Raw genomic sequence first — 14,007 nt, 5'->3', positions numbered from 1 at the left:
GGCACTCAGGGGCAGCATTAAAATATTGAACGATGTTCATTTAATAGAAAGTACCCATGGCAAGACGAAACGATCATACTCGCGAGCAATTAGTGCAATTAACCTTAAAAACGGTGACCGACTTCTTAGAAGAGCACTCTTATCACGAGCTAAGTCTACGTAAAATCGCCAATATGATTGGTTACGTTCCAAGTACCTTAGTAAATGTATTTGGTAACTACAACCTACTGCTTTTGCATGTGGTCGCTCAAACATTAGATGAACTGGCGTCAGAATCGGCTGCAGCTGTTGAACAATCGAGCAACCCTCAACAAGCTCTATTCAACCTTGCCTACTGCTACCACGATTTTGCACAGAGACACCCACACCGCTGGCAGCTTATCTTCGAGCACAACATGAACGGTGAAAACCTTCCTGAATGGCAATCAAACCGCATCGATAGAATGACAGGCATGCTAGAGCAGTTGCTCGTAGCGATTGCTCCTGAACATACGAAAAGCGAAGTCGTTAAAGCCAGCCGTGTATTATGGTCTGGAGTACACGGAATTACTCTACTTAGCGTTGATGATAAATTTTTCGCCTCTGAGCCTATTGATGGTAAAGAGCTGATCAATAACCTAGTCTCAAACTACTTAACCAACTGGTAATCATCCAAGGAAAGATAATGAACAACAGCAGCCAATCTTCGCTGTTAACGCAAAAAAGGTTCCTACCCTACTTTATTACCCAATTTCTAGGAGCCTTTAACGACAACATATTCAAAAATGTCCTGTTACTGTTTGTTGCTTTCGCAAGCGTAGACACGCTGCCTATTTCCAGCAATCTATTCATTAATTTGGCCGCTGGCCTTTTTATTCTGCCCTTCTTCTTATTTTCAGCTTTGGCCGGTGTACTGGCCGACAAATACGAAAAATCGTGGTTTATCCGTAAAGTTAAGCTCCTTGAAGTAGTGATCATGTCACTGGGTGCGATCGGATTCATCTACGAGAGCTACGGAATATTACTTCTGCTTCTGTTCCTTATGGGAACGCAGAGTGCTTTCTTTGGTCCGGTGAAATACGCCCTGCTTCCACAGCAGTTAGAAACAAAAGAACTGGTATCTGGTAACGCTCTCGTCGAGACAGGTACATTCTTAGCGATCCTGATTGGTACTCTAGGCGCAGGCATCATTGCATCTGAAGAAGGCGCGAAGCTCATTGCTGCGGTGTGTATTGTTTCGTTCGCCGTACTTGGCTATGTATCAAGTTGCTTTATCCCACAAGCACCAAGCAATGCACCAGATCTTAAAGTAAAGTGGCAACCTGTAAAACTGACCCGCGCGACACTAGCGATTGCAAAAAAAGATCGCCCGACCTTTCAAGCTCTGATGTCTATCAGCTGGTTCTGGTTCCTTGGTGCGGCTTACCTAACTCAGTTTCCCAACTTCACTAAACTGCATCTAAACGGCACTGAAAGCTCGGTCGCCTTTTTACTGGCACTATTCTCGGTAGGCATTGCAATCGGCTCTTTGGCTTGCGATAAGTTATCGAATCACCGAATTGAAATCGGCATAGTGCCAATGGGCAGCTTAGGTATCTCGATATTCGGCCTTTTGATGGCGATATCCATCCCGGAGTCTTTGCCTGACTTTAGCTCTTTCCACCAATTCGTCACCTATTCAGAACTGTGGCCGCTATTTGCTTACCTTCTTCTATTGGGTATCTCTGGCGGTATCTTTATCGTTCCTCTGTATTCACTGATGCAGTTACGCGCCAAGCCAGATGAACGTGCCCAAGTGATTGCCGGGCTCAATATTTATAACTCACTGTTCATGGTGGGAAGTGCGGTTTTAGGTATTGTTTGCCTTAGTGTTCTAGAGCTTTCAATTCCACAGCTGTTTATCTTGCTCGCGCTGGGCAACACTTTGGTGATGCTGTACCTGTTTTATCAGGTGCCTATCTACGCTTTCCGCTTCTTTACGTGGGTGGTCACTCACACCATGTACCGAGTTAAACATAAGAACTTACATCACCTGCCAGAAAAAGGCGGTGCGTTGATTGTCTGCAACCATGTGAGTTATATGGATGCATTATTGCTGAGCGCCGTTTGCCCTCGCTTGATCCGCTTTGTGATGGAAGAAGATTACACCAAGTTGCCGCCTATTCGACGTTTCTTGAAAAGAGCTGGGGTGATTCCAATCTCCGCAACCAACCGTAGCTCTATTCGAAATGCTTTTAAAGAAGTAGAACGCGCCCTGCATGAAGGCCACATCGTGTGTATTTTTCCAGAAGGAAAGCTAACCTCTGATGGCGAAGTGGCTGAGTTCATGCGTGGTATGGAGCTGATCATCAAACGTTCTCCTGTCCCTGTGATTCCAATGGCTCTCAAAGGATTATGGGGCAGTTACTTTAGCCGTTACAAAGGCCGTGCCTGCAAAGGATTACCCACTCGCTTCTGGACTAAACTAGAGATAGAAGCTGGCGAGCCTATTTCACCTAAAGAAGCCTCTTGTGAAACTCTTCGACAGTCGGTGTCCAATCTTCGCGGCACCTTACGCTAAATAACCTTTACCGTATTCATATCAACTGAACAAGCGTTAAGTTTTCCTTAACGTTTGTTCAATTCATTTAGACTTACTTATCATTTTATTGAACGTATAGTGGTCTCATTACAATAACGTCACTACAAAACAAGACTCTAAATACAATGAACCTAAAAAAGTCCGTTCCGTTTTATCTTGCTGCACTATTTTGCTTAACGCCCTGGGTCAGTTCCCCGACAGCCCTCGTTATCGGTTTCCTACTGGCTAGTTTAGGTTTAGTTCCTGAACACTTGGAAGTCGGTAAACTCACCAAGAAGTTACTGGCCTACTCGATTGTTGGCTTGGGGTTTGGCATTCAGTTTGAAAAAGCATTAGCGGTAACAGGCGATGGTATTGGACTCATTGTAACGACGATTATTGGTACATTAGTCATTGGTTGGTTCTTGGCTAAACAAATGGGGCTAGACCGCACAACAGGCTACCTTATCTCTTCTGGTACCGCGATTTGTGGTGGTAGTGCGATAGCAGCTGTGGCACCCGCGATCAAAGCAGACGATGAACAGATTGGCTTGGCGTTAGCCACTGTATTTGTGTTGAACTCGGTAGCTCTATTCTTGTTCCCGATGATTGGCCATGCGCTTGAATTAAGCCAACAGACTTTCGGTACCTGGGCAGCAATCGCGATTCATGATACTTCTTCAGTTGTTGGTGCAGCATCAGCTTATGGTGAGGAAGCACTGACTACCGCGACAACATTGAAGCTCGCTCGTGCACTTTGGATCATTCCAATTGCTTTGGTTAGCGCAATGATCTTCAAGAGCGATCAAAAGAAGATTACCGTTCCCTACTTCATTTTCTTCTATTGCGCAGCTATCGCGGTTAGTGACCTATTGCCACAGTTTGAGATGGTGTATCAGGGGATCTTTGATGTGTCTAAGCGTGCGTTGGTTGTTTGTCTATTCTTAATTGGTTGTGGCATCTCTGTCGAGAAACTGAAAGCGGCTGGGCCAAAGCCATTGATGTTTGGTATTTCGATGTGGGTGATGATTTCTACAGGTTCGTTAGCTTGGTTAACCCTCGCTTAATCTCGCGAAAACTGAATCGCTCGCAAAAATAGCGAACAACAAAACAAAAAGGCAAAGCTCGTATGGGCTTTGCCTTTATCGTTTGTTATCGATATTGATCAAACTACTATTCAAACAGGGGCTTATCACTCTTATTGCTCTCTCTTTTCATTAAAACAAGTACCACAACCAACACAAATGCGGTGAGTTCAGCCAACGAGCGAGTCAACCCTGACGAAGTGACCGCTTGGCCTATCTGCAGTAAAACCGCAATGATGAGGGCAATTTTCATAATAAGACCTTATTCTATAATCCGTTATTTGTATGGCTTATTATGATGGATGGTTATAAAGATAATAAATTCTGTTTTGAACTATCTAATTGCTAAATTAACTAACCTAGCGTAACTGCCCCTCTAACCACTTAATAAAGGTTCTTACCTTAGGACGTTTTTCCGTGCCTAACGGGCAGATTAAGTCATACCCTTTGTCAGTATCCATACTCGGATAAGGCGTTATGAGCTCACCAGTCTCAATGTACTGCTTAACAAAATGATAGCGCCCCATCGCGACACCGATATTGCTGAGGGCACTTCTTACGCCCATATCCCGGTGGCTCACGCAGTAAAATTGCTCAAACAAGTTCACATCCAAGCCATGGTGTTTAATCCAACGCTGCCATACATCTGATCCTAGTGCATGAATGAAATTAATCCGGTGCAGCGATTCTAAGCCATCATCAAAGATGTCGTGCTCAGCCGCGTAACTCGGTGTACACACCGGAATATACTTTTCACCAAACAGGCGCTGTCGATGCATGTCTTTGAGATCTTCAGCACCATAGTAAATGGCGACATCGAGATGATTTTGATGAAAATCCTGCTCTTCTTGCGAGAAGATGTTGAGATTAAACTTTGGGTATCGCTGTTTAAAATCAGCCAATCTTGGCAGTAACCAACTGTTGGCAAATGCAGGACTAGTACCGATATTGATCTGTCCATACAAGTCTGTGTTGGTAATGTCTTCGATCTCACCAAAAATAGAGCTTAACGACTTGGATAACGTTCGTTGAAAACGCTGGCCTTCTTCAGTCAGTTCCAGTTTACGAGTCCCTCGCACAAACAAGTTAAATCCGAGTTCACCTTCTAACACTTTGATTCGATGGCTAACGGCTCCCTGAGTCAGATGCAACTTTTTCGCCGCTAGCGTAAAGCTCATTTTCTCTGCAGCAACATTAAAAGTATGAAGATTTCTAAGTAAAGATTGATGGTTAGCCATACGAACTCATGCATTAAAAATTTTAATTCATACTACTACCCGTTTCGTTTGTTTGCATTAAGAAATAAGTTTTTAATAGCCGAAGTTACTTAAAACCCTGCCTCGTTCAATCTTTGACTCCATACGTTGACGAGCAGAAACATTAAAAAAATTAATTACAAACTTAGGGGCACATATGAATATACTCGGGTATATGCAAAAAGTAGGTAAGGCATTAATGGTTCCCGTAGCCACACTGCCAGCTGCAGCAATCCTTATGGGGATCGGCTATTGGCTGGATCCTGTTGGTTGGGGTTCAGAAAGCATCTTAGCCGCATTCTTGATCAAATCTGGTGGTGCGATCATCGACAACATGGCAGTTCTGTTCGCGGTGGGTGTCGCATTTGGTTTGAGCCGAGATAAAAACGGCTCAGCCGCATTGTCTGGTTTTGTGATGTTCCTCGTCGTCACCACGCTACTTGCTCCAGGCTCTGTCGCTCAATTAATGGATGTTGAACTAAGTGAAGTGCCAGCAGCATTTGGCAAAATCAGCAACCAATTTGTGGGTATCATAGTAGGTATCATCTCAGCAGAGATCTACAACCGCTACTCAACCGTTGAACTTCCTCAGGCTTTGGCGTTTTTCAGTGGTAAGCGTTTGGTTCCTATCCTGACTTCAATCGCAGGTATGGCTCTCTCTTTTGCTCTACTATACATCTGGCCAGCTGTTTATGACGCTCTGATCGTTCTAGGTATAAAGCTAGAAAGCATGGGCGCAGTTGGCGCCGGTCTGTTTGGTTTCTTCAACCGTTTGTTCCTATCAGTTGGTATGCACCACGCACTTTACCCTGTGTTCTGGTTCGACGTTGTAGGCATTAACGACATTCCAAACTTCCTAGGCGGTGCACAATCTATCGCTAACGGTACGGGTATTCCGGGTAAAACAGGCATGTACCAAGCGGGCTTCTTCCCTATCATGATGTTTGGCCTACCAGCAGCAGCATTGGCGATGTACCACTGTTCTGATGCGAAAAATAAGAACCAAGTATTCGCTATCATGCTTGCGGCGGCTATGGCTTCATTCTTCACAGGTATCACAGAGCCGCTTGAGTTCAGCTTCATGTTCCTTGCTCCGGTACTGTTCCTACTACACGCTGTGTTAACAGGTTTGTCGCTTTACATTGCGGCAAGCATGGAGTGGATGGCAGGCTTCGGATTCTCCGCTGGCTTCGTTGACCTAGTACTATCAAGCCAAAACCCACTAGCGGTTAACTGGTACATGCTACTGGTTCAAGGTGTAGTGTTCTTCGCACTTTATTACTGCATTTTCCGCTTCGCTATCATCAAGTTCAACCTACGCACTCCGGGTCGTGGTGAGGAAATGGAAGCAGAAAGCGAGACTGCATCTCCTGAAGCATTAGTTAACCTAACCAACAACTACATTGAAGCGATTGGTGGTGCTGACAATATCCTTGAAGTCGATAACTGTATTACTCGCCTACGCCTAACAGTAAAAGACTCATCAATCGCCGACAGTGACAAACTGAAGAAACTGGGAGCGGCAGGTGTGGTTCCGGTGGGTAAAGGCGGACTGCAAGTTATCATTGGCTTAGGAAAAGTGGATAAGGTCGCAGAACAAATGAAGAAGGCACTCGCTTAACACGGCACCTTTGATGACAAGATAAAACAATAAGAATTTGTGATGGCTTCACCACCATCACAACCCCCTGAAGCGCAATTACGACTAGTCACCGTGTATTGCGCTTCGTTTTATTTAGGGCGAACCTCTTGTAACCACTGTGCTAATCCCGCTCTCGATACCTTGATGCCTAGTTGTTCTTGCTCTGGCATGCGGTAGTACTCGATCGGGCATTTAAACCGCTCTAGGCTTCCTTGTAGTTGCTCTGCAAACCACTCTTTGGTTGGCATTTCATCACAGTCAACAATCGCAACGGGTCTAAAGCCAAATTCACTGTCTTCAACGGGTATGATAAAGGCTTGCTTAACCTCAGGCAGTTGACTGAGTGATCGCTCAATTTCTTCACAGTGAATATTCTCACCGCCAGAAATAAACTGATTGTCGGCTCTGCCAATAATCGACACTTGCTCTCCATTCCATTGACCAAGATCTTTACTATCAAACCAGCCATCATCATCCACCAATGGAGTTAAAGTGCCTTGATAGTAGTAACCAGAAGCGAGGGTATTGCCTCCAATATAGATACGTTGGTTTTCAATTTTCAATTGACGATGATTCAGCACAAAACCGGCGGTGTTTTTGGCATCAACGGGCTTAGCTGTCACGGTTGAAGCCGCTTCTGTCATGCCGTAGCCAAGCCATGTTTCGATACCCATTTGTTGAGCCTCAAGCCCTAGCGCTTCTGGAATATGACTACCACCTAAAAGCACATGAGTTAAAGTAAGTGCTTGCTTACCCTTTAATAACCTATGCAGTTGCGTAGCAACTAACGAAGCATGGCTACAACCTTCAATGTCTGATTCAAGCTTACCAGAACCTATTTTTATACAGCCACCAGCAACGAGCCAACGATGAACAACCGCCAGACCAGATACATGGTACATAGGTAAACTCAGCAGCCACGTATCACTGCCTTTAAATTGGAAAACATCCAATAACCCGGCAGCAGAACATAGGTGCTGCTCAAGTGTGTGAGCCACCGCTTTCGGGTTTCCGGTAGAGCCCGAAGTAAATACGATACTCGCGAGGTTTTGAGGATTGAAATAAGAAAGTTCTGACGTTGCTGCTGGTTTGTCATCAACATTCAAGTCACTCAAGCAAGGCAATGTAAGTAACTGAGTGTTTGGTTCAGCAATGTCTGATTGATTTAAACCACTACTTTCTAACAACCATAGATAACGCCTAGCCGACGGCCTATAAAGCGATTCAAGCTTTTGTACTAAGCGAAGTGATGGCTGAGGCATAGTGAACGCGCAAAGCACGCCTAGGTTCAGTGCCGCTAGATAAACGGGGAGTACTTCTGCTTGGTTCCTACCAACAATGGTCAACACGTCGCCTTCCAAGAGGCCTTGTTCTGATAGCTGTTGTTGGTAATCACTCACTAACGCCACAACTTGCAGCCAAGTATAAGCGCAGTTGGGAGTAACGAATGCTGTTTGATGTGGGTTCTGCTGCGCCCACTGTACCCAAAGCGGGTGATGATTAGATTGTGGGCGCATCATAAGATAACCAAGTTATAGGTTGAAAACGGTCTAAGCCAATCGAACGATCAGCCTAAGAAGACCAAATCAGTTGCTGCTGTTCAAGAGTAGCAACAGGAAGCTGGCAACCCGGCCATGAAACTTCTAACTGTTGCTGATACAAACCAATCGTATCAAGTCCCGGTACTTCATTAGGCAAGTACTGCTGTGCTAATCGCGCAATCTGAGTTAAGCCAAGGCTAGACTCAATACTTGAGCTTAGAACCGGCTTAATACCAAGCTGCTCCGCACGCTCAATGATTGCAACACAACGCTCTACTGAACCAATCAAGGTTGGCTTGATCACCACAGCCTTAACACCCGTTAAGTCGCTTAAATCAAATTCAGGGTTACGCACCGCTTCTTGCAGAGTTTCGTCCCAAGCAATCGCCACACCGTGGTCAATAGCAAAAGCTAAGCTGTCTTCTGGCTTTTGGCAAGGTTCTTCAATAAAGCTAATACGCTGACGCAGTGACGGCGAAATGTACTTAATGAACTGCTTCGCTTTTTCTGGCTTCCACGCACGGTTGGCATCAAGCCTTAGAGTCAAATCCGGAATCGATTCAAGAAATAAACTAACAAGCATGCCATCACGAATCGCTTCATACAGGCCGACTTTCACTTTCGCGACTTTCTCACCTTCCATCTCATTCAGCACCGGAATCAGTTCATCTGGATCTCCGGTACACAAAGGTGCCGCTTGGTAGTTACCTTCAGTGTTGAGTTCGCCTCGTAATTCCATCATCGCCATCGAAAAACCGAAGGCAACAGAAGGATATAGCTCATTAAAAGGCGTTTGAGGGTTGTTGTGACTCCAAAGCTCTAATTCATGTTGGAGCTGAATACCGGCTTGTTCGGCATCTTCTTGACTGAAGCCCGGCAGAGGTGCAACTTCGCCAAAACCAGTTTTACCGTCACACTCAAGTTGGATGATATAGCCAACACGTTCGTTCAACTTATTATCACGAAGAACCACTCCACTATCCATAGGTAATTGATAACGGTAGAGTTTAGCGTGACGCTGAGAATTCACTGAGTTCATAAAGTTTCCTAAAAAACGGGGAACATCAAAACAAAACGAGCCGCTATTAGCGACTCATTTTTAAGAGGAGAAAGACTATGGATTACGCGGGAACTTGTCGAAGTCCGGTCGACGTTTTTCGTTAAATGCGTTGCGGCCTTCTTGGCCTTCCTCTGTCATGTAGAACATCATGGTTGCGTTACCAGCCAACTCTTGTAGACCAGCTTGACCGTCACAGTCTGCGTTCAGTGCAGCTTTCAGGCAACGCAGTGCCATTGGGCTATGTTGAAGAACTTCACGACACCAACGAACGGTTTCTTTTTCTAGGTCAGCGACAGGAACAACGGTGTTCACTAGGCCCATATCCAATGCTTCTTGAGCATCGTAGAAACGACATAGGAACCAGATTTCGCGCGCTTTCTTCTGGCCAACAATGCGAGCCATGTAAGAAGCACCCCAACCGCCATCGAATGAACCCACTTTAGGACCCGTCTGACCGAACTGGGCGTTTTCAGCTGCAATAGTAAGATCTGCCATCATGTGAAGTACATGACCGCCGCCTACTGCCCAACCCGAGACCGCTGCGATAACTGGTTTTGGACAAGTACGAATTTGACGTTGGAAATCAAGTACGTTCAGGTGGTGTGTACCTGAGTCATCTTGATAGCCGCCGTAGTCACCACGAATACTTTGGTCACCACCAGAACAGAATGCCTTCTCACCAAGACCCGTCAAAATGATCACGCCTACTTTCTCGTCGTAACGAGCGTCAGCCAGTGCATTAATCATCTCTTTTACGGTTTGTGGACGAAACGCATTGTGGACTTGAGGACGCGCAATCGTGATTTTCGCAATACCATCGTCAGACTTGTGGTACTGAATATCTTCATATTGACTGCTTTCATCGCTCCAGTTAACTGCCGCGTAAAGTTCTTCTTCTGTGATGCCTACTGTTTTAGCCATGGTGATTCCCATTGTTCTATTAGAGACCACGACTAACGAGTAGTCGTGACGGTGTTGCTCTGCTTTTGATAGTGCTTGATACGAGAGAACCGCTCAGTCAGATTAACGACGACTGGCGATACATTGGATTATCAGGTTAGAAAACAGCTCGGGTTGCTCAAAATGAACATTATGACCCGCGTAATCCACCTGACTATATTCAAAGCCACTATTCTCAGCTAGCTCCATGAATTTACGATCTTTTTTTCCACATACATAATGCAATAAATGCTCATGAGATTTCAATGTGGCACGTAAATCCGGTTGCTTAGCTAACGAAGTAGATAACAACATATTTGCTACGGATACACCAAGGTTACCACTACGCTTTATGACCAAAGTTTGTCTTTGCTCATGATTTAGTGAAGAAAAGACGCTTTGTTGATACCAATCGTCTAAAACATCTTCAATCGACTGCTGTGCAAAGCGAACAGCCCACTGCGTATCATGTACTAACCTTTGTGCTCTTTCTTCATCACATTCCAAGCCAAAGTTGCCACCTTCAATGATGACTTTCTCTAGATTGAGCGTCTCAAAGCAAGGGCTTGTCACCCCATACATTGCAAGCCTTCCGCCCATAGAGTACCCAATCACTACGATAGGGTAATCGGCAGGAAGATCGTTGAGCGCCAGTTGAGATGTGATGCACTGGACAATTTTCTTGCAGCAATGATCAAACCCTACTGGATCGATAAAGCGACTTTGTCCATGTCCGGGTAAATCTATGCAAAGGAGAGGAAAGTCCTCGAGGAATGGATGACATGCACTCCAATCATCCCCGCTTCCGAGTAAACCATGTAAAAAAACAAGCAAAGGTTTGTCAGAAGAATCTTGTACAGCTGGGTAATAATTGGAGTAAAGCATGTAAAGTCCTTAGGCTAATGCCTCGGTGAGCATTGAGCTGAATTGTTTCAGCAAAGTAGACGCTTGTTCGGGAGGTGTCTTAACTTCCACGAGCAAGGTACCCTGACCCTGTTCGAAATGTTGTTCGATAATGGTTTGGTAGCCGTTCAAGGTTTCTGGCGCAGCGTATCCAAGCTGGAATTGCGCAGCAGCATATTCAAAACTGAAACCATGAGGCATTTGATAAAGTGACTGTTTCTGTTGCTCAGGTACCGGCAACAAATCAAAGATCGCACCACCATCATTGTTAGTCACAACAATAACCATCGGCGTTAAATTATGAGTCAGCAAAGCCAGTGAGTTGAGGTCGTAAAGCAGAGAAGTATCACCAATCAACATCAACAGAGGGTTCTGGTTAACTTTCACTACACCCGCAGCCGTTGCCACCAAGCCATCAATGCCCGATGCACCACGATTACTGTAAACTTGATTCGCAGATATTGACGACAGCATATCCACCAGCCTTACCATCAAGCTGTTTCCCACAAACAACTCTCTGTCTTTAAGTCTAGACGACAAGTCAACTGCAACACTCAACTCTGTCAGTTGGTCATTATTGGATATTTGTGCGAGTGCGAGTTGCTGAACGGTATTTGCAACCTTGATTAATGGCGTCGCCCAACCCGAATATTTACCTAACAAAGTTGGCAGGTGTTGATCGGTGATCCATAACTCGATATTAGCAACAATATGAGTTTGCGGCAGATGGTCTTGGTTTATACGGTGCGCATCAGGTGAAACGACAACATATTGAGTGCTATCGAACAAAGCCGCTTGTGACTTAACCCATTGGTTTAATCGCTTAGAAACAATACGCTCACCAAACTGAAGAATGAAATCACACTGGTTGAGTTGCTGTTTAACGGAGTCACTCTGTAACCACAGATCATAATGCTTCCAATCACTGTTCACGCCCGATTGAGGATCACAGAAAATCGGCCAACCCAAAGCAGAAGCAAACTGCTGCGCTTTTGTCGCCGCTTTTTTATCAATCGAACCAATAATCACCGCACCTTTACGCGCTAGATAATCGCCCGGCGCTAATGGCTGTACAGTCAAATGATTGGGTAAACAAGTATTAGAATACGGGCTTGTTGACGAGATCCACCTTGCGACACTGTTAGTGTAGTCAGCATACATATCAGCGCTGTTGGCTGAATAGAGTGGCTCAGGGAACGGACAATTGATGTGAATGGCTCCGCCGACACTACGTTGCTTAGCGAGTGCGCTATCAACTGATGTCAGTAGCCAGTTCAAAGGCACTTGCGTGGTTGGACTTGGAAGGTTTAGCGCCGTTTCAACATGGGACGAAAAGATGCCCTGTTGCTGAATCGCTTGGTTAGCGCCGCAATCCACTAAATCGATTGGTCGATCAGAAGTCAGTAGGATCAGTTTCTCTCGTGTCAAACCAGATTCAGCCGTCGCAGGAAGCAAATTCGCAACAGCGGTTCCTGATGTCACAATCACCGCAACTGGTTTATCACTTGCTTTTGCTAAGCCTAAAGCTAAAAATCCAAGACCACGCTCATCAAAGTGCGTGTGTAAGGTTAACTTGGGGTTGGCTTCAGCTTCGAGAGTTAACGGTGTTGAGCGAGAGCCTGGCGCGATGCAAACATGTTCAACACCACTGCGGGCTAACTCTTCTAGTAACGTGTGACACCAAACTCTATTTAATACGGCTTGGTCGTGAATCATGACGCCACACCCAGCGGTGGGTGATCAGAAATTAGGCTGAGTAAAGTAGACATCTTCTTGTTCAATTCTTGCCACTCATGTTCGGCAACCGATCCCGGCACGATCCCCGCGCCAGCAAACAGCTGTACTTGATCATTTACAATCAAGGCGCTTCGAATCGCTACGCAGAATTCCGCTCGCTGATGGCTGATATAGCCCACAGAACCTGCATACCAACCTCGGGCAAACGGTTCGTGTTCAAGAATAAAATCCATCGCTTCTTTACGCGGCAAACCCGCTACAGCAGCAGTTGGCTGTAATGCAGCAAGTAACTGCACACCATTAACACCATTATTAAGCTGAGCATGGATATTGCGCTTCAAATGCTGCACCTTACGCAAGCGCACTAGACGGGCATCCTTTTCAACATGGACCGTTTGAGAATGAGGAGTGAGACGCTCAATGATGTCGTCGACCACATACTGGTTCTCGTTGAGGTTTTTGCTGTCTTGTGAAAGCCAGTTTGCTAGCTCCATATCTTCGGTCGCGTTCTCGCCACGACCAATGGTCCCAGCCAGTGCTTCTGTATCGAGCTCAGTGCCATGTCGGCTATATAAGCGCTCAGGCGTCGAACCAATAAAGCTGTGTTTTGAATCCAGTACCAACATAAAGTGGAAGCTGTGGTGATTTTGCAGATAACTCGCTTTAAGTAGTTGAGCCGCACATATAGGCGCATCAAGTTGCAGCGTGGTTTTACGCGCTAAAACCACTTTCTTATATTCTTCGTCACTGATGCCTTTGAGTACCTTCTCGACCAAACCGCCCCACTGTTCTCTTTCTGGAACGTGGTTAATCTGTTCAATATGAGCAGACAAGGGAGCCAGTATCGCCGCTTCCACAGAAAGCTTATTCAGAGCATTAATAGAAGAGACGCGATCAGGGGACAAGTTAACTGCCAGCGACCAAATATTGTCAAAGCGGATCAATTCAACCTGAGGAAGGAAGAAAAACGACTCCATGCAACGACGGTTCTTTGCGGTGTGCCCGTCAAACGAGCGTCCACCCCAGATTCGTTGGTCTTCACCAAGAATCGCGTAAGCGGGTGCAGGATCTGAAAACGTATGTAACTGTCCGAGCGCAACCACCTCTTCACGAGTGTCGCGTGACTGCCAGTAGAACTTAGGAAAGAGCGGTTGAGCATGAAGCCATTCAATAAATGCAAACGATGGTTTTTGCGTTAGAACTTCAACACAACGAACTTCACTTGCTTGGGCATTTTGTACTCGCTCAATCAAAGCGGAGATAGTTTGTTGGAAATGTGACAAATCGACCTCGTTCACATCTAAA

The 14,007-nt window shown here is 45.6% G+C and carries 12 protein-coding genes; 4 read left to right on the top strand and 8 right to left on the bottom strand.

From position 1 onward, the window contains the following. The first annotated feature begins 56 nt into the window (after positions 1–56). The 3 genes from AC3CH3_RS04720 to AC3CH3_RS04710 all read left to right on the top strand — a co-directional run bounded on the left by AC3CH3_RS04720 (position 57) and on the right by AC3CH3_RS04710 (position 3,606). Positions 57–647 (top strand): TetR/AcrR family transcriptional regulator, encoded by a 591-nt coding sequence (locus AC3CH3_RS04720; protein ID WP_017064073.1) that lies wholly within the window; start codon positions 57–59, stop codon positions 645–647. Positions 648–664: 17 nt separating this feature from the next. After that, entirely contained in the window at positions 665–2,539 is a 1,875-nt protein-coding gene (locus tag AC3CH3_RS04715) for an MFS transporter (RefSeq protein ID WP_488537836.1), read from the top strand. A gap of 146 nt (positions 2,540–2,685) precedes the next feature. Beyond that, positions 2,686–3,606: a YeiH family protein gene (locus tag AC3CH3_RS04710; RefSeq protein WP_146491727.1), complete on the top strand. Its 921-nt coding sequence runs from the start codon at positions 2,686–2,688 to the stop codon at positions 3,604–3,606. 106 nt (positions 3,607–3,712) lie between these two features. Here the strand turns inward: AC3CH3_RS04710 and AC3CH3_RS04705 are convergent, their stop codons facing one another. Then, complete coding sequence (locus tag AC3CH3_RS04705) at positions 3,713–3,877, bottom strand: hypothetical protein (protein WP_186728075.1); 165 nt, start codon at positions 3,875–3,877, stop codon at positions 3,713–3,715. 106 nt (positions 3,878–3,983) lie between these two features. Continuing rightward, positions 3,984–4,862, bottom strand: coding sequence for a LysR substrate-binding domain-containing protein (locus AC3CH3_RS04700; RefSeq protein WP_146491726.1), 879 nt, complete (start codon positions 4,860–4,862; stop codon positions 3,984–3,986). Between the two features lie 193 nt (positions 4,863–5,055). On the opposite strand from AC3CH3_RS04700, the gene nagE reads away from it, so the two are divergent. Next, a complete protein-coding gene (gene nagE / locus AC3CH3_RS04695; protein WP_186728077.1) occupies positions 5,056–6,501 on the top strand; it encodes an N-acetylglucosamine-specific PTS transporter subunit IIBC in 1,446 nt (481 codons plus the stop codon). 110 nt (positions 6,502–6,611) lie between these two features. Here nagE and menE read toward each other — a convergent pair whose 3' ends face one another. From menE to AC3CH3_RS04665, 6 genes are all read right to left on the bottom strand, one after another. Beyond that, positions 6,612–8,042 (bottom strand): o-succinylbenzoate--CoA ligase, encoded by a 1,431-nt coding sequence (menE, locus tag AC3CH3_RS04690; RefSeq protein ID WP_146491725.1) that lies wholly within the window; start codon positions 8,040–8,042, stop codon positions 6,612–6,614. Positions 8,043–8,094: 52 nt separating this feature from the next. Further along, complete coding sequence (gene menC, locus AC3CH3_RS04685; RefSeq protein WP_146491724.1) at positions 8,095–9,102, bottom strand: o-succinylbenzoate synthase; 1,008 nt, start codon at positions 9,100–9,102, stop codon at positions 8,095–8,097. A gap of 75 nt (positions 9,103–9,177) precedes the next feature. Beyond that, positions 9,178–10,044: a 1,4-dihydroxy-2-naphthoyl-CoA synthase gene (menB, locus tag AC3CH3_RS04680; protein ID WP_017060170.1), complete on the bottom strand. Its 867-nt coding sequence runs from the start codon at positions 10,042–10,044 to the stop codon at positions 9,178–9,180. A 102-nt stretch (positions 10,045–10,146) separates the two neighbouring features. Beyond that, a complete protein-coding gene (gene menH / locus AC3CH3_RS04675; protein WP_146491723.1) occupies positions 10,147–10,947 on the bottom strand; it encodes a 2-succinyl-6-hydroxy-2,4-cyclohexadiene-1-carboxylate synthase in 801 nt (266 codons plus the stop codon). A gap of 9 nt (positions 10,948–10,956) precedes the next feature. After that, the gene (menD, locus tag AC3CH3_RS04670) at positions 10,957–12,681 is read right to left on the bottom strand and encodes a 2-succinyl-5-enolpyruvyl-6-hydroxy-3-cyclohexene-1-carboxylic-acid synthase (protein ID WP_486016459.1); all 1,725 of its coding nucleotides are present in this window, start codon (positions 12,679–12,681) and stop codon (positions 10,957–10,959) included. Continuing rightward, positions 12,678–13,985, bottom strand: a complete 1,308-nt coding sequence (locus AC3CH3_RS04665; RefSeq protein ID WP_488537835.1) for an isochorismate synthase — start codon at positions 13,983–13,985, stop codon at positions 12,678–12,680. The genes menD and AC3CH3_RS04665 overlap by 4 nt, the downstream gene beginning before the upstream one ends. Positions 13,986–14,007 lie beyond the last annotated feature (22 nt).

The sequence above is a fragment of the Vibrio sp. QJM3NY_35 genome, assembly GCF_057785915.1.
Note: the sequence above shows the minus strand (reverse complement) of the source record. Positions and strands in the feature narration are given on the sequence as shown.